This window comes from Streptomyces sp. NPDC101490 (genome assembly GCF_044767145.1).
Lineage (GTDB): Bacteria > Actinomycetota > Actinomycetes > Streptomycetales > Streptomycetaceae > Streptomyces.
Window position 1 is genome coordinate 206116 of record NZ_JBIWNI010000002.1, and the last position, 15477, is coordinate 221592.

Here is a 15477-nt window from a genome sequence, read left to right on the forward strand (position 1 = left end):
ATCCGGACGCTTGCGTGCGCGTCGGCCGCCCGTGGGGTGGATCGAGGGCCTGGGCGGTCGGTACGGGGTACCGCGTGACCCGTGTCGTCCGGTCCGCCCCGTGCGCGCCATGCGTGTCGTACGTGTTGTGTCTGCCGTGCCTGTCGTACGAGGTGGGGATCACGTCCGGTCCGTCGCGCGCGTCGGCCGCCGTGCGCGCGGCCGACGCGGCGCGCGGTGCCGTCCGGCGGACACCGCCCGGCCGGTCCCTCCCCTGGATGCCCGGCCGCCTCCCGTTCCCCATGGAGGAACGGGGTCTCAGCCGCCGCCGGGGGCTGTCCGGTCGCCAGAGGCCGTCCGATCATCGTGGGCCGTCCGGTCGTCAGGGGCGGGAACGCTCCGTCGGCTGCTTCCCGGGCGGTTCTCGTGTGCGACGTACTCCGCATCCGCCGCTCCCCTTTCACCGAAATTCCACCGGATTCCACCGGATTCGGCCGGATTCGGCCGGATTTCAACGTTTTCGGCCGGAGCTTCCGTCTTCCGTCGTCGGCCTGACGCACCGCGTGCCGGCGGGAGCGGCACGGCAGCGGCCGGGGTCCCGGGACGGCCGAGACCCGGGCGCGGCCGAGGTCCCGCGCGGGGCCGTCTCGACGCCCCGCGTGGTCCAGGTCCGCACCGGCCCGGGGCACGCGTTCCGCCGCGAGGTCCGGGGACCTCGCGGCGGGGGATGTGCGGGGCCGCGCCTCCGGGTGGCGGCGGGTTACTTGCCCGGGGTGGCGGCCGGGGTGTCCGGGGCGGCCGACGGGTCCGGGGCCTCCTCGAAGGAGACCCGGCCCATGTGGCGGTTCATCGACTTCATCAGCAGCCAGACGGAACCGGCCAGGACGGCGAAGACGACGAAGCCCAGGACGCCGGGGGTCACCTTGTTCTTGTCCAGCTCTTCGGCGGCGAAGGGGACGAGCTGGGTCAGTGCCAGATGTGCGCTCATGCTAGGCATTGTCCCGGACGCCCGCGAAGAGATCTTCCTCGGGGAGGGAGGTCGGCACCAGCGCCTTGCTGAGCTCGTACTCCTCCGTGGGCCAGACCTCCTTCTGGAGCTCCATCGGGACGCGGAACCAGCCGCCGTCGGGGTCGATCTGGGTGCGGTGGGCGAGGAGCGCCTTGTCGCGGACCTCGAAGAACTCGGAGCAGGGGACGAAGGTGGTCAGCGTCCGCTCCTTGCGCTCGAACTCCGACCAGCGCTCCAGCCACTCGCCGTACGGGGACTCCAGGCCGCGGGAGAGCAGCGCCTCGTGCAGGGCGGTGGTGCGGGGACGGTTGAAGCCCTGGTTGTAGTAGAGCTTCAGGGGCTGCCAGACCGGGCCGAACTCGCTCTCCGGGTACTTCTCCGCGTCGGTCGCGCCGTCGAAGGCCACCATCGTGATCTTGTGGGTCATGATGTGGTCGGGGTGCGGGTACCCGCCGTTCTCGTCGTAGGTCGTGACGACCTGCGGACGGAACGAGCGGATCTTGCGGACCAGCTCGCCGGCCGCCTTGTCGACGTCCTCCAGGGCGAAGCAGCCCACGGGGAGCGGGGGCAGCGGGTCGCCCTCGGGGAGACCGGAGTCGACGAAGCCCAGCCATTCCTGGGAGACGCCCAGGATCTCGCGGGCCTCGTCCATCTCCTTGCGGCGGACCTCGTGGATGTTCTCCTCGATGTAGGGGTCGCCCTGGAGGCTGGGGTTGAGGACCGAGCCGCGCTCGCCGCCCGTGCACGTCACCACCATGACGTCCACCCCCTCGGACACGTACTTGGCCATCGTGGCCGCGCCCTTGCTCGACTCGTCGTCGGGGTGGGCGTGAACGGCCATCAGCCGCAGCTGCTCAGTCAAGACTCGATCCTCAGTGATTCGACGCGGAGCGTGGTCTCTATAGTGACGGAATCGGGGGAGGGAAAATTCCGGCACCCCCGGCTTCGAGAGGAACGGCCATGACCGCGGTGCGAGAGCAGCTGCCCGAGGGGCGCTACGGGCGTTCGGCGGACGAGGCGGCGGACCGCAAGCTCAAGATCACAGGCGCGGTCCTCGGCGTCCTCTTCCTCGCCCTGATGGGCTGGTTCGGCTGGTACTACGTCATCGACAGCAAGATCAGCGCCGAGATGATCAAATTCGACGTGGTCAGCTCCACCGAGGTGCAGGTGCACCTGGAGATCCGCAAGGACGAGGGCGTCAAGGGCGTCTGCACCCTGCGCTCCCGCGCCGAGGACGGTGCCGAGGTGGCCCGCAAGGACGTCAGGATCGACGATCCGGCGGCGCGGGTGGACGAGGTCTTCTCGCTCCGCACCACCAGCCAGGCGACGAACGCCGAGCTGATCGGGTGTACGTCCCGGTAGCGGTGGGTAGGGACCGGGTGTCGAGTCCTGGCGAGTCACCACGGTGACCTGGGGAGACTCCATCCCGATGGTTTATGTCCTCCCGCTTTCCGCCACTCATTGTTAGGCTCGTGGTTTCGCCCACCCGGGAGCACCGCTTCCCGGAGTAGGGCGATGCTTTGTATTCCCAGTACCTACGAGGAGCACCTGTGACCCAGACCAGCGACAACGTCACCTGGCTCACCCAGGAGGCGTACAACAAGCTCAAGGACGAGCTTGAGTACCTGTCTGGTCCCGCGCGTACCGAGATCGCCGCGAAGATCGCCGCCGCGCGCGAAGAGGGCGACCTGCGCGAGAACGGCGGGTACCACGCGGCCAAGGAGGAGCAGGGCAAGCAGGAGCTCCGGGTCCGCCAGCTCACCCAGCTGCTCCAGCACGCCAAGGTCGGCGAGTCCCCGGCGGACGACGGCATCGTCGAGCCCGGCATGGTCGTCACGATCGCCTTCGACGGCGACGAGAACGACACCATGACCTTCCTGCTCGCCTCCCGCGAGTACGCGAGCGGTGACATCGAGACCTACTCTCCGCAGTCGCCGCTCGGCGTCGGGGTCAACGGCAAGAAGGCCGGTGACGACGCCCAGTACGAGCTGCCGAACGGCAAGAAGGCCACGGTGAGGATCCTCAGCGCGAAGCCGCACTCCGGCTGAGGCACCCCCGTCCGGCGAAGGGCCGGCCCCCGTGCGGGGGCCGGCCCTTCGTGTCGTACGCCCGTGCGATGATGCGGCCTACATCGCGTCTTGAGGGGGAGGGCGACGTGCTGGGACCGCTGCGCGCGGACGCGCCACGGCAGATCGGACCGTACGAGGTGCTCGCCCGGCTCGGCGCCGGAGGCATGGGCGAGGTCTTCCTCGGCCGGGGCGCCGAGGACGGCACCTTCGTCGCCGTGAAGACGGTCCTGCGGGACGTCGCCGGTGACCCCGCCTTCCGGGACCGCTTCCGCCGCGAGATACGGGTCGCCTCGCTCGTGGACAGCGCCCACGCGGCCGCGCCCGTCGGCGGTGACGCCGACGCCGAGGTGCCCTGGCTGGCCACCGCGTACGTCCCCGGGCCCAGCCTCTCCCAGGCCGTACGGCGCGGCGGCGCCCTCCCCGTCGACGCCGTCCGCGCGCTCGGCGCCGGTCTCGCGCACGCCCTCGCCGACCTGCACCGGGCCGGGGTCCTGCACCGCGACCTCAAGCCCGGCAACGTGATGCTCTCCGTCGACGGCCCCCGCCTCATCGACTTCGGCATCGCCCGCAGCAGCGCCGCCACCACCATGACCGCCACCGGTGTCATGGTCGGCACCCCCTCCTTCATGTCCCCCGAGCACGTGGCGGGCGCCCGGCGGGTGACCGCCGCATCCGACGTCTTCTGCCTCGGCTCGCTCCTCTGCTACGCGGCGACCGGCGAGGACCCCTTCGGCGACGGACCACTGGCCGCCGTCCTCTACCGGGTCTCCCAGGCCGAGGCCGACCTGGACCGGGTCCCGGACGCCCTGCGCGGGACCGTCGCCGCCTGCCTGGCGGCCGACCCGGCGGCCCGCCCCACACCCGGGGCGCTCGCGGAACTCCTCGGCGGCACGCCCGGACGCTTCCCCTGGCCGGAGGCCGTACGGGAGCACATCGGCGAATACGGGCGGGAGCTGGCCCAGCTGGTGGCCTCGGGCGGACCGCTCCTGGCGGCCCCGCCCGCGGACCCGCACGGCCCGGCCGCGACCCCGGCGGCGCCGGGACCGCACTCCATGGCGACCCAGGCGCCGGTGCTCCCGCCGCTCCCACCTGCCCCGCCCGCCGCTCCCCCGCGCCGCCGCCGGAGGCGGGCGCTCGCCGCCGCCCTGGCCCTCGCGGTCGTCGCCGGGGGCGTCGGCGCGTACCTGCTCTGGCCCGGGAACACTCCCGCGAAGAAGCCCGGCCCGCCCGCGAAGGCCGCCCCGCCCGCCGCGCCCCGCGTCCCCGGCGTCGACGACCGGGGCCTCGCCGACGCCTCCGGGGTCGTCCCGCAGAACACGGCGCAGCGGCCGGCCGGCTGGCGGCCCTGGCGGGGAGAGCTGGCCGCTCCGGCGCTCGGCTGCTCCGCCGGGGAGAAAGTGCTGGTGTGCAGGACGACGGACGGACGGTTCGAGGCCCTGGACCCGAAGGACGGGAAGCGGCTGTGGTCGGTGGACCGGGCCGAGGACACCCCGGACCGCACCTACATCAGCCCGACCGGCCACGACTTCGTCGGCGGCGACAGCAGCCGCCCCACCGTCCACGACTCCGCCGTGGCCCTCGTCAGCGGGTCCGAGCTCCAGGTCCGCGAGGCACGGACGGGCGCGATCCGCTGGCGCAAGCCCGCCATCGGCCACCAACTCCTCTGGGACGGGCGCCCGCTCGTCGGCGACGGCGTCGTCTACGCGGCGACCGATCAGGTCACGGGCCAGTCGGACCGGATCGCCCTGCGGGCCTTCGCCCTGGCCGACGGGCGGGAGCTGTGGTCGAAGGCGCTGACCAACGCCCAGCTCCCCAGCGCCCTGCAGCGCTCCTTCGAGCCGGTGGCGTACGCCAGGGGCGTCGTCTACGCCCACAGCCAGGGCGGGCTCGTCGCGTACGACGGGAAGAAGGGCACCCTGCTCGGGCAGGTGGAGGCGGCGGCGCGGACCTGCCGTGAGCTCAAGGTCCTCGGCCCGACCGGCTACTGCGCCGACGACGCCTACGGCCGCGACCCGAAGAACCGGGTGCACCTGCTCGACGCGCGGACCCTGGCCCCGAAGGGGACCCTGCCCGCCCCGGTCTCCGCGCTGACCCCGACGGCGATCGGCACCGGCGCCGTCATCGGCTTCGACGGGGGCCTGAAGATCCTCGACCCGGCCAATGGGAAGGTCCTCGCCTCCTATCCGGCGAAGGGCGCGCCGAAGGGGCTCGCGCAGGCCTGGTCGGCGCCGCTGGTCGCCGGTGACCGGGTCGTGTACGCCGACTTCTCCTCCCTGTACACCGTGCGGCTCGGTGCCGACGGGAAGCCGGGCGCGGCGAGCAGTGTCGCGGTGCCGGGCGCGCCGGGGCCCCGGGTCGAGGAGGAGGACTTCGACCTGTCCTGGGGCTACGCGATCGAGAAGCGGGTGAGGGCGCCGGAGGTGCTGCCGGTCGGCGGGATCGCGTACCTCTTCTACGACAAGGGGGCCGTGGCCTCCGTGGAACTCCCCGAATAGGCCGTGGCCCGCGCGGAACCCCCGGAGAGGCCCGGCCTTCCGTGGAACCGCTCGAACCGTTCGTGAAAGGACCTCTGCGGTGCTGGAAGCCCTGCCCTCCGGGCGGCCCCCGACGCTCGTCGGCCCCTACCGGCTGCTGGCCCGGCTCGGCGCGGGAGGCATGGGCGAGGTGCACCTCGCCTGCCGGGCGGACGCGCCGACGGCCGATCCGCACCGGATGGTCGCGGTGAAGACCGTACGGCCCGACCTGGAGGTGGACGGGGACTTCAGGACCCGGTTCCGGCGGGAGATCGCGGCGGCGCGGACGGTGGACGGGCCGGGGGTGGCGCGGCTGGTGGACGCCGACGCGGAGGCGGCCTCGCCGTGGCTGGCCACGGAGTACGTGCCGGGTCCCTCGCTCGCGGAGGCCGTCGCCCGCTCGGGTCCGCTGCCCGTCGCGGCGGTACGGGCGCTGGGCGCCGCGCTCGCCGGGGCCCTGGCGGGCGTGCACGGGGCGAAGGTGCTGCACCGGGACCTGAAACCGGCGAACGTGCTGCTGGGCGCGGCCGGGCCCCGGCTGATCGACTTCGGCATCGCGCAGGCCTTCGAGGCGACGGCGCTGACCTCGACGGGTCTGGTGGTGGGCTCGCCCGGTTTCATGTCGCCGGAGCACCTGGTGGGCAGCCGGGCCGTGGTGCCCGCGTCCGACGTGTTCTGTCTGGGCGCGGTCCTGGCGTTCGCGGCGACCGGCCGGGGGCCGTTCCACGACGACGAGATGGCGGCCGTGGTCTACCGGATCGTCCGGGCCGAGGCGGATCTGGACGGGGTGCCGGACGAGGTGCGCCCGCTGGTGGAGCGGTGTCTGCGGCTCGATCCGGCGGAGCGGCCCCCGGCGGCGGAGCTGGTGGGGCTGCTCGGCGGGGTGGTTCCCGAGGCGTTCCCGTGGCCGGGCGGGGTGCTGTCGCTCCTCGCCGAGTACGGGGAGGCGGCGCGGCGGGCCGGGGAGGCGGCGGCGTCCGGCGCGGGCGTGGCGGACCTGCCGACGATCGCGCCGGTGGTGCCGTACTCCCCCACGGCCATGACCGGACGGCCGCCGGTGGCCCCGGCGGTCCCGGTGGCGCGGCGGCGGCCGTGGGGGGCGCTCGTGGCGGGTGCGGTGGCGGTCGCGGTCCTCGTGACGGCCGGTGCGGTGCTGCTGGACAGGACCGGCGGGACCGGTGACGGGAGCGCCGGGCCGGGGGCGGGCGGGTCCGCGACGCCGAGCGCGTCGGCGTCCGGGACGGGGAGCGCGGCCCCCCGGGCGCTGAGCCAGGTCGTCCTGCCGTACGGGGCGCCCGGCCGCACCCTGGACTTCGGCGCGGGGGCGGCGGACCGGGCGCGGCGCCCGGCCGAGTGGTCGCCGTGGACGGCGCGGACGCCATGGCCGGTCGGCGCGTGCGCGGTCGCCCCGGCGGTCCTCGTGTGTGCGGGCTCGGGGGGTTCGGCGGTGGGGCTGCGGGCCTCCGACGGCGAGCCGCTGTGGACGGTGCCGGGGCGCCGGGACACCTCGCCGGTCGGTCCGATGTACCCGGCGGTGGCCGGTGACGCCGTGTATCTGACGGACGAGGACGGCATCGCCGCGTACGGGCTCGCGGACGGCCGGGCGCGGGGCCGGATCCCGGTGCCGGACGGCGGCTGGGCCGTGAAGAGCACGGACCTGGTGGACGGCGTCCTGTACTCGGCGTACTTCGACACGAGGGAGAACGGCGGGGGGCTCGTGACGGCCGTGCGGCTCAAGGACCGCGCGGTGCTGTGGCGGGCTCCGGTCGAGGGGGTGCCGGAGCAGCTGGTGGCGGGCGGGGGCCGGGTCCTCGTACCGCTGGGCTCGGAGCGGGCCGTCGCCCTGGACGCCGGGACGGGCCGGGAGGTGGCGCGGGCCGCGCGGGCGTGCGGCACGGTCGCGCTGCACGAGCGGAGCGGCAGTGTGCTGTGCACGGGCACCGGGGACCGTTCGCTCTCCGTGCTGGACTCCGGGACGCTGGCGTTCCGGCGGACGCTGACGACGGACGGTTCGGCGCCGCCCGCCGTGAACGCGGACGGTCTGGTGGCCGTGTTCGACGGGCGGCGCCGGCTCGTCACGTACGACGTCGTGACGGGCCGGGAGCGGTGGCGGGTGGACAGCGGGGCGGACCGGGCGTACTTCGCGGGCGACCGGCTGCTCACGGTGAGCAGCCAGACGGTGACCTCGTACCCGGCCGCCGGACCGGACGGGGAGAGCGACTTCGAGAGCTACGAGCCGGATCTCCCGGACGGTGTCCCGTCGCAGGAGTTCTCGGCGCAGCTGGTGGCCACGGGCGGGGCCGCGTTCCTCGCCTTTCCCGGGGGGCTCGTCGTCTCCGGGTATCTGCCCTGAGGCCCCGGGGGCTCCGGATCGCGCCCGGGCCCCCGAGGTCCGGGGACGCGTGCCCCGGGGCGGCGATCAGGCCGTCGCCGAGCGGTACTTGTGCACCGCGAGGGTCCGGAAGACCACCAGGATGATCAGCGAGAAGAGGATCGACGCCCACACGGGGTGCCGCATCGGCCAGGCGTCGGAGACGACGATCCCCGGGTTGCCGAAGAGCTCGCGGCAGGCCTGGACGGTCGCGCTGAACGGGTTCCACTCGGCGATGTGCCGGATCCAGGGGGTCATCCCCTCCGTCGGTACGAAGGCGTTGGAGATGAACGTGACCGGGAAGAGCCAGATCAGACCGCCGGAGGTGGCCGCCTCCGGGGTGCGCACCGACAGGCCGATCAGCGCGCCGATCCACGAGAAGGCGTAACCGAGGAGGAGCAGCAGACCGAACGCGCCGATCGCCTTGGGAATGCCCTCGTGGACGCGCCAGCCGACGAGGAGGGCGACCACCGCGAGGACGACCAGGGTCAGCGCGGTCTGCACCAGGTCCGCCAGGGTCCGGCCGGTGAGGACCGCGCCCCTGGCCATCGGCAGCGAGCGGAACCGGTCGATCAGGCCCTTGTGCATGTCGTCCGCGATGCCCGCGCCCGCGCCCGCCGTGGCGAACGTGACGGTCTGCGCGAAGATGCCCGCCATGAGGAACTCGCGGTACGCCTGGGGGCTCGTACTCCCGTCGACGACCAGCGAGCCGCCGAAGACGTAGCTGAACAGCACCACGAACATGACGGGCTGGATGAGCCCGAAGATGACCATCTCGGGGATGCGGGTCATCCGGATGAGATTGCGCCGGGCGACGACCAGGGAGTCCGCGACGGACTGGACGACACCGCCGCGCGGTCTGGGGGCGAGCGGTGCCACCGCTTCGGTCCGGGTGGTCATGGGGTCGTCTCCTTCGTCCGCGCGCGGCCCCGGCCGCCCCGCTCCGCCGCTTCGCCGTCGTCCGCCTCCGCGTCCTCGGCCGCGTGGCCGGTGAGCGAGATGAAGACGTCGTCGAGGGTGGGGCGGCGCAGTCCGATGTCGTCGATCTCGACCCCGACCGTGTCCAGGTCGCGGATGACCTCGGCGAGCAGTTTGGCGCCGCCCGTGACGGGGACGGTGAGCCTGCGGGTGTGCTCCTCCACGGAGACCTCGCCGTGGCCGAGGCCCGCGACGCCGTAGCGGGCGAGGACCTCCCGGGCGTCGGTGATCATTCCCGGGGTGTGCACGACGACCTCGACGCGCTCGCCGCCGGTCCGTGCCTTCAGCTGGTCGGAGGTGCCGCGCGCGATGACCTTGCCGTGGTCCACGACGCAGATGTCGTGGGCGAGGTGGTCGGCCTCCTCCAGGTACTGGGTGGTGAGCAGCAGGGTGGTGCCGCCCGCGACGAGTTCCTTGATGACCTCCCACAGGGCCTGCCGGTTGCGGGGGTCGAGCCCGGTGGTCGGCTCGTCCATGAACATGACCGGCGGGGAGACGACGAGGGCGGCGGCGAGGTCGAGGCGGCGCCGCATCCCGCCGGAGTACGTCTTCGCGGGCCGGTCGGCGGCGTCCGCGAGGCCGAACCGGTCCAGCAGTTCACCGGCCCGCTGCTTCGCGGCCTTCCCGCTCATCTGGTAGAGCTGGCCGACCATCCGCAGGTTCTCGCGGCCGGTGAGGTACTCGTCGACGGCGGCGAACTGGCCGGAGAGACCGATCGAGCGGCGGACCTCGTTGGGGTGCTTGAGGACGTCGATCCCGGCCACGACGGCCGTGCCCCGGTCGGGGCGGAGGAGAGTGGTGAGGACGCGCACGGCGGTGGTCTTCCCCGCGCCGTTCGGTCCCAGCATTCCCAGGACGGTGCCCTCGGGTACGTCGAGGTCCACTCCGTCCAGGGCTCGTACGTCACCGAAGGTCTTGACCAGACCCTCGGCGTAGATCGCGCCTGGCATGTGGGTCTCCCAGGGGGATGCGGGCGTTACCCGTCGATCGTAGGTTTCCCGGGGCTCCTCCGCCCAGTGAATATGTGATCCGCGCCACACGATCTTGCCGGGGAGGGTGGGACGGGAAGGACGGGAGGGGTCCGAGACGCGCCCGGGACGGGACGCGGCGACGGAGGGCCCGGCGGCGGGCCGTTGGCCGGACGTTGGCGGGCCGTTGATACCGCGCGGAAGACTGGAGGCCTGGCACCGAGCACCACGGAACGGGGGAACCGTAGATGACGGTCGGAACGCACAGCACGTCCAGCACGCACGGCACGCACGGCATGGAGGGCACGGGGATCACAGGGGTCACGGGAGCGGACGGGCGCGTCGGGGCGTGCCCCGGCTGCGAGGGGTGCGGGGCGACGCCCTGGACCGAACTCGCCGCCGAGATGCGCCGGATCAAGGGCGACGCGGAGCTGAGCTACGGCCAGCTCGCGCAGCGCACCCACTACAGCCGCTCCTCGTGGGAGCGGTTCCTCAACCAGAAGCAACTGCCGACCCGGATCGCGGTCGAGCAGTTCGCGGCGGCGTCGGGACAGGACCCGCGCCCGCTGCTGATCCGCCTCGAACTCTCCCTCGCGTACGAGACGGCGGCGCGGGCGGGCGGCGGTCGGGCGGACGCGCCACCGGGCGCCGACCGGACCGCGCCGCACGTCCACCCCGCGCGGCCCGACGGACGCGGTGACCTCGTCCCACCGCTCCAGCCCCTCGGCCTGGTCGCGGTCGGCGCCCTGGTCGGCGGCCTGGTGACCCTGCTGGCCCGCGCGGCCCGGTCCCGCCGCCAGGGCTGAGCGGGGAGCACGCCGACGAGGAGATCGAGGAGCGACGAGAAGCACGAGGAGCACGGGAAGAAGGGCGGGAAGCCGGGGGCGGGGCGCGCACGGCTGCGGCTCCGGCTCCGGCTCCGTACTGACGGCGGGGCGCCCGGCCCCGCCCCGCCCCGGTCGCGTACGGACGACGGAGCGCCCGGCCCCGAGACGGCGACGCTGTCGCGGCCCGGCCCCGTACGTCGGCGCGGTGTCAGCCCAGGATCGTGTGGCCCGCGTCCCGCAGGGCGTCCTCGACCGCGCGGCAGTGCTCCGGGCCCTTCGTCTCCAGGTGCAGCTCCACCTCCGCCTCGGTCAGGCCGAGCCGGGGGTCGGTGCGGACATGGCTGACGTCCAGGACGTTCGCGTCGACGACCGTGAGGACCGCGAGCAGGGTCGCGAGGGCTCCCGGCCGGTCCGTCACCCGCAGCCGCAGGCTCAGATAGCGGCCACCGGCGGCCATCCCGTGCCGCAGGATGCGCTGGAGCAGCAGCGGGTCGACGTTCCCGCCGGAGAGCACCGCGACCACCGGCCCCCGGAACGACGCCGGGTCGCTGAGCAGCGCCGCGACCGGGCTGGCGCCCGCCGGTTCGACGACCAGCTTGGCCCGTTCCAGACAGAGCAGCAGCGCGGAGGACAGCGCGTCCTCGGAGACCGTACGGACCTCGTCGACGTACTCCTGGACCAGGGCGAACGGCACGTCGCCCGGCCGCCCCACCTTGATGCCGTCCGCCATCGTCACCGGTGACCGGACGGCCACCGGGTGCCCGGCGGCCAGTGACGGCGGATAGGCGGCGGCGCCCTCCGCCTGTACGCCGATCACCTTCACGTCCGGGCGCAGCGACTTCACCGCGAGCCCGATCCCGGCCGCGAGCCCGCCGCCGCCGATGCCGACGACAATGGTCCGCACCTCCGGGCACTGCTCCAGGATCTCCAGGCCGACCGTGCCCTGTCCGACGATGACGTCGGGGTGGTCGAAGGGGTGGATGAAGACGGCGCCGGTCTCCCGCGCGTACGCCTCCGCCGCCGCGAGCGTCTCGTCGACGACCTGCCCGTGCAGCCGGACGTCGGCGCCGTACTCCCGGGTCGCGGCGACCTTCGGCAGCGGGGCGCCGACCGGCATGAAGACGGTGGCGCGCACCCCGAGGAGCCGGGAGGCGAGGGCGACGCCCTGCGCGTGGTTGCCCGCCGAGGCGGCGACGACCCCGGCCGCCCGCTCCTCGGGGCGCAGCCCGGCGATCCGCACGTACGCGCCGCGCAGTTTGAAGGAGCCGGTGCGCTGGAGGTTCTCGCACTTGAGCTGTACGGGGGCGCCCACCAGCGACGACAGATGACGGCTGCCCTCCATCGCCGTCACCCGGGCGACCCCGGACAGCATCTTCTGCGCCCCGCGCACGTCGTCCAGCATCAGCCGGTGCAAGGGGTCTGGCCCACGGAAGCTCATGACACCAAGTCTCGCAGCTCACGGCCCTGCCGACGGCCCGCGGGGAAGGGGCTCCGACGGGTTTGCGCAGCGCAGGTACGGACCTCCCCGAAGCCACGTACTGTGTCCCCCACCACCGACCGTCCCCGCACGAGAGAGACCCACGGCCATGCCCACATCTCAGGACATGACGACCGCGCTCGACTCCGGTCTCCTCGACGCGCTCCAGCACCAGGTGGCCGTCTTCGCGCGCCGCGCCGAGCAGACCCGGCTCGGCGGCACGGGCCAGCTCCGCAACTCGATGGACCGGGCCGCGTACCTCCTCCTCAACCGCCTCGACCAGGAAGGCCCGATGGGGGTGAAGGCGCTCGCGGCGGGTATGGGCATCGACTCGTCCACGGTCACCCGGCAGGTCGCCCCGCTCGTCGACACGGGTCTGGTGAAGCGGACCTCGCACCCGGAGGACGGGCGGGCGGTCGTGCTCCAGTTGTCCGCGCGCGGCCTCGCGCGCCTCGACGAGGTGCGCGCCTCGCGCCGTCAGCTGATGGTGGAGGTCACCGACGGCTGGACGGCGGAGGAACGCGACTCCTTCTGCACGCTGCTGACCCGGTTCAACACCGCCCTGTCCGCCCGGCAGTCGGCCGCCGCCGCGCATCCGGGCCTTCCGGCGGCGGAGACGGCGGACGGCTGCGCGAACGGCACCGGCGGAGAGTCCGCGCCGACCTCTTGACCCCGCCCCCGCGCTGCCCTCAGATGAGGAGGTGCGAGCGCGACGGAGCGGGCGGAATGCCGAACGCGCCTTCCGCACCCGGGAGTTCGACGCTTTCGTCGCCGGGGCGGCGGGCCGGCTGCTGCACGCCGCGACCCTGCTGACCGCCGAGACCCGGGCCCGCAACCCGTACGCCCAGGCCCTTCTGACGGCCTCGCTGGCACACACGTACGCGGTGTGGGGGCGGTCGCGCGACGAGGACCCGTACGAGCTGACGCGGCGCGAGCTCGCCGCCCGCTTCGCGCGCACCGCGTGGCGGCACCACGGCGGGCGGGGCGTCCTCGCCGCGCTGCACCCGCAGGAACGGCTCGTGGTCGTCCTCCGGCTGCACGAAGGGGTCGCCGAGGAACAGCTCGCGGCCCTGCTCGGGGTGCCCGAGGCGAGGGTCAGGGCCGTCTGCGCCCGCGCGGTCGCCGCGCTCAGGACCGCCGCCCGGAACCCGGGTCCTGAACCGGTTCCCGACCCGGCGGACGGCCGGGCGACCGGTGACGCCCCGGCGGGCAGGGCCGCCGCGTGAGCCGCGACCGGCTGACCGGGAGGGCCGCCGCGTGAGCCGTCACGAGGACCGGGAGGCGGCCGTCCGGCGCCTTCTCGACACCCCGCACCCGCCGGTCCCCGGCGACCTCGCCCGGCGGGCGGCGGAGCGCGGTGCGCGCAGGCTGCGGCTGGCCCTGCGGGTCCGCCGGGTGCTCTGGGTCCTCGCGGTGGCCGCCGTGACCGTCTTCGCGCTGTGGGCGTCGGCGGCCCGGCCGTGGGAGGCCCCGCCGGAGACGACGCCGTCGCTGGAGGGGTGGTGAGGGACGGGACCGGCGGTGAGCGCACGACGGCGCGGGACCCAGGTCCTACGCTGGAAGGGACGGCACCCTTTCCGGTGCCGAGGAGGCAGAGGCCGTCATGACCAGGAAAGTCGCCGACTGCCGCAGCACCCCGAGCGTCATGGGCTGCACCCTCACCCTCGCCGGTGAGGAGGAGGAAGTGGTGAGGGCCGCGTCGGAGCACGCGGTCTCCGTCCACGGCCACGAGGACACCGCCGAACTGCGGGCCGAGGTCCGCGCCTCGCTGGAGGACGAGAAGGCCCCCGCCTGAGGGCCCGTACGGGGCCGCCGGGCGGGGACCCGGCGGAGTCCCCGCCGGAGAGGCCCCCCGAAGCCGGAGAGGCCCTCCGAAGGGGCCCGCCCAGTGGCTGTGCACGGCCGGGCCGCACCCGCGGGGCCGCACCGGAGCCGCACCGGCCGGACCACACCGGAACCGCACCGGCCGGACCGTCCGCCTTCCGGGCCCGCCCGTCGGCGGGGCCCGGAACGGACGGTCCGCCCTCGCCCTGTCCCGGTCCCCGTCGACCCGGTCCCTGCTAGCCCAGTGCCCGCTAGCCCAGTGCCTGCCGCAGGTCGGCGAGCAGGTCGTCGATGTTCTCGATGCCCACCGAGACCCGGACGAGGTCGGCCGGGACCTCCAGGGCGGAGCCCGCGACGCTCGCGTGGGTCATCCGGCCCGGGTGCTCGATCAGCGACTCCACACCGCCCAGCGACTCCCCCAGGGTGAACAGCTGAGCGCGGTTACAGACCTCCACGGCCGCCTCCTCGCCGCCCGCCACCCGGAACGAGACCATGCCGCCGAAGGACCGCATCTGCTTGGCCGCGACCTCGTGCCCGGGGTGCTCCGGCAGCCCCGGGTAGAGGACCTGGGTGACCTTCGGGTGCTGGGTGAGCATCTCGACGATCTTCCCGGCGTTCTCGCTGTGCCGGTCCATGCGGACCGCGAGGGTCTTGATCCCGCGCAGCACGATCCAGGAGTCGAAGGGCCCGGCGACCGCGCCCATCGCGTTCTGGTGGTACGCCAGCTCCTCGCCGAGCGCCTCGTCGGCGGTGACCAGCGCGCCGCCCACGACGTCGGAGTGGCCGCCCATGTACTTGGTCAGCGAGTGCACGACGACGTCCGCGCCCAGCGCCAGCGGCTGCTGGAGGTACGGCGAGGCGAAGGTGTTGTCGACGACCAGCCGCACCCCGGCCTGCCGGGCCACGCCCGCGACCGCCTCGATGTCGGTGATGCCGAGGAGCGGGTTCGAGGGGGTCTCGACCCAGATCAGCTTCGTACGGTCGTTGACCGCGCCCCGCACGGACGCGATGTCGGAGGTGTCCGCCACCGAGAAGTCGACGCCCCAGCGCTGGACGACCTTCGCGAACAGCCGGAAGGTGCCGCCGTAGGCGTCGTTCGGGATGACCACGTGGTCACCGGGCGAGAGGAGCGTACGGAGCAGGCAGTCCTCGGCGGCCAGGCCGGACGCGAAGGCCAGGCCGCGCCGCCCGCCCTCCAGGGCCGCCAGGTTCTCCTCCAGGGCGGTACGGGTCGGGTTGGCGCTGCGGCTGTACTCGTAACCGCCGCGCAGCCCGCCCACGCCGTCCTGCTTGTAGGTGGACACCTGGTAGATGGGCGGGACGACCGCGCCGGTCAGCGGGTCGGCGGTGTTGCCCGCGTGGATCGCGCGGGTCTCGAAGCTCTGGTGGAAGTGCTGGTCGCTCATGGGTCAGGAGCGTAGTGCCGTCCGGCGTCCGCCGCCGCGCTCGTCTCATCGGGTGT

The 15477-nt window shown here is 74.1% G+C and carries 15 protein-coding genes; 9 read left to right on the top strand and 6 right to left on the bottom strand.

What is annotated here, in order from left to right; translation table 11 throughout:
- Positions 1-739: 739 nt before the first annotated feature.
- Positions 740-976: a hypothetical protein gene (locus tag ACIRQY_RS04730; protein ID WP_366439955.1), complete on the bottom strand. Its 237-nt coding sequence runs from the start codon at positions 974-976 to the stop codon at positions 740-742.
- Complete coding sequence (gene mca / locus ACIRQY_RS04735) at positions 969-1850, bottom strand: mycothiol conjugate amidase Mca (RefSeq protein ID WP_403922487.1); 882 nt, start codon at positions 1848-1850, stop codon at positions 969-971. Before mca ends, ACIRQY_RS04730 begins: the two co-directional genes overlap by 8 nt.
- Before the next feature lie 98 nt (positions 1851-1948).
- On the opposite strand from mca, the gene ACIRQY_RS04740 reads away from it, so the two are divergent.
- The 4 genes from ACIRQY_RS04740 to ACIRQY_RS04755 all read left to right on the top strand — a co-directional run bounded on the left by ACIRQY_RS04740 (position 1949) and on the right by ACIRQY_RS04755 (position 7923).
- Positions 1949-2350: a DUF4307 domain-containing protein gene (locus tag ACIRQY_RS04740; protein WP_351791360.1), complete on the top strand. Its 402-nt coding sequence runs from the start codon at positions 1949-1951 to the stop codon at positions 2348-2350.
- 188 nt (positions 2351-2538) lie between these two features.
- Positions 2539-3036, top strand: a complete 498-nt coding sequence (greA, locus tag ACIRQY_RS04745; protein ID WP_351791362.1) for a transcription elongation factor GreA — start codon at positions 2539-2541, stop codon at positions 3034-3036.
- 107 nt (positions 3037-3143) lie between these two features.
- Entirely contained in the window at positions 3144-5552 is a 2409-nt protein-coding gene (locus ACIRQY_RS04750; protein ID WP_403922488.1) for a PQQ-binding-like beta-propeller repeat protein, read from the top strand.
- 79 nt (positions 5553-5631) lie between these two features.
- Complete coding sequence (locus tag ACIRQY_RS04755) at positions 5632-7923, top strand: protein kinase (RefSeq protein ID WP_403922489.1); 2292 nt, start codon at positions 5632-5634, stop codon at positions 7921-7923.
- Between the two features lie 66 nt (positions 7924-7989).
- On the opposite strand, the gene ACIRQY_RS04760 is transcribed toward ACIRQY_RS04755, so the two are convergent.
- Positions 7990-8841 (bottom strand): ABC transporter permease, encoded by an 852-nt coding sequence (locus ACIRQY_RS04760; RefSeq protein ID WP_351791370.1) that lies wholly within the window; start codon positions 8839-8841, stop codon positions 7990-7992.
- Positions 8838-9869, bottom strand: a complete 1032-nt coding sequence (locus ACIRQY_RS04765; RefSeq protein WP_403922490.1) for an ATP-binding cassette domain-containing protein — start codon at positions 9867-9869, stop codon at positions 8838-8840. Before ACIRQY_RS04765 ends, ACIRQY_RS04760 begins: the two co-directional genes overlap by 4 nt.
- A gap of 266 nt (positions 9870-10135) precedes the next feature.
- Between ACIRQY_RS04765 and ACIRQY_RS04770 the strand changes: the two genes are divergently transcribed.
- Complete coding sequence (locus tag ACIRQY_RS04770; protein WP_403922491.1) at positions 10136-10693, top strand: helix-turn-helix domain-containing protein; 558 nt, start codon at positions 10136-10138, stop codon at positions 10691-10693.
- A gap of 229 nt (positions 10694-10922) precedes the next feature.
- Here the strand turns inward: ACIRQY_RS04770 and ilvA are convergent, their stop codons facing one another.
- The gene (ilvA, locus tag ACIRQY_RS04775; protein ID WP_403922492.1) at positions 10923-12152 is read right to left on the bottom strand and encodes a threonine ammonia-lyase; all 1230 of its coding nucleotides are present in this window, start codon (positions 12150-12152) and stop codon (positions 10923-10925) included.
- 148 nt (positions 12153-12300) lie between these two features.
- On the opposite strand from ilvA, the gene ACIRQY_RS04780 reads away from it, so the two are divergent.
- The 4 genes from ACIRQY_RS04780 (at position 12301) to ACIRQY_RS04795 (ending at position 13986) form a co-directional block, all read left to right on the top strand.
- Positions 12301-12861: a MarR family transcriptional regulator gene (locus ACIRQY_RS04780; RefSeq protein WP_351791382.1), complete on the top strand. Its 561-nt coding sequence runs from the start codon at positions 12301-12303 to the stop codon at positions 12859-12861.
- A 31-nt stretch (positions 12862-12892) separates the two neighbouring features.
- Entirely contained in the window at positions 12893-13417 is a 525-nt protein-coding gene (locus tag ACIRQY_RS04785; RefSeq protein WP_403922493.1) for a sigma factor-like helix-turn-helix DNA-binding protein, read from the top strand.
- 31 nt (positions 13418-13448) lie between these two features.
- Positions 13449-13697: a hypothetical protein gene (locus tag ACIRQY_RS04790; protein ID WP_351791387.1), complete on the top strand. Its 249-nt coding sequence runs from the start codon at positions 13449-13451 to the stop codon at positions 13695-13697.
- A gap of 97 nt (positions 13698-13794) precedes the next feature.
- A complete protein-coding gene (locus ACIRQY_RS04795) occupies positions 13795-13986 on the top strand; it encodes a DUF1059 domain-containing protein (protein ID WP_403922494.1) in 192 nt (63 codons plus the stop codon).
- Between the two features lie 280 nt (positions 13987-14266).
- Here the strand turns inward: ACIRQY_RS04795 and ACIRQY_RS04800 are convergent, their stop codons facing one another.
- Positions 14267-15421, bottom strand: coding sequence for a cystathionine gamma-synthase (locus tag ACIRQY_RS04800; RefSeq protein WP_351791391.1), 1155 nt, complete (start codon positions 15419-15421; stop codon positions 14267-14269).
- Positions 15422-15477: the final 56 nt, after the last annotated feature.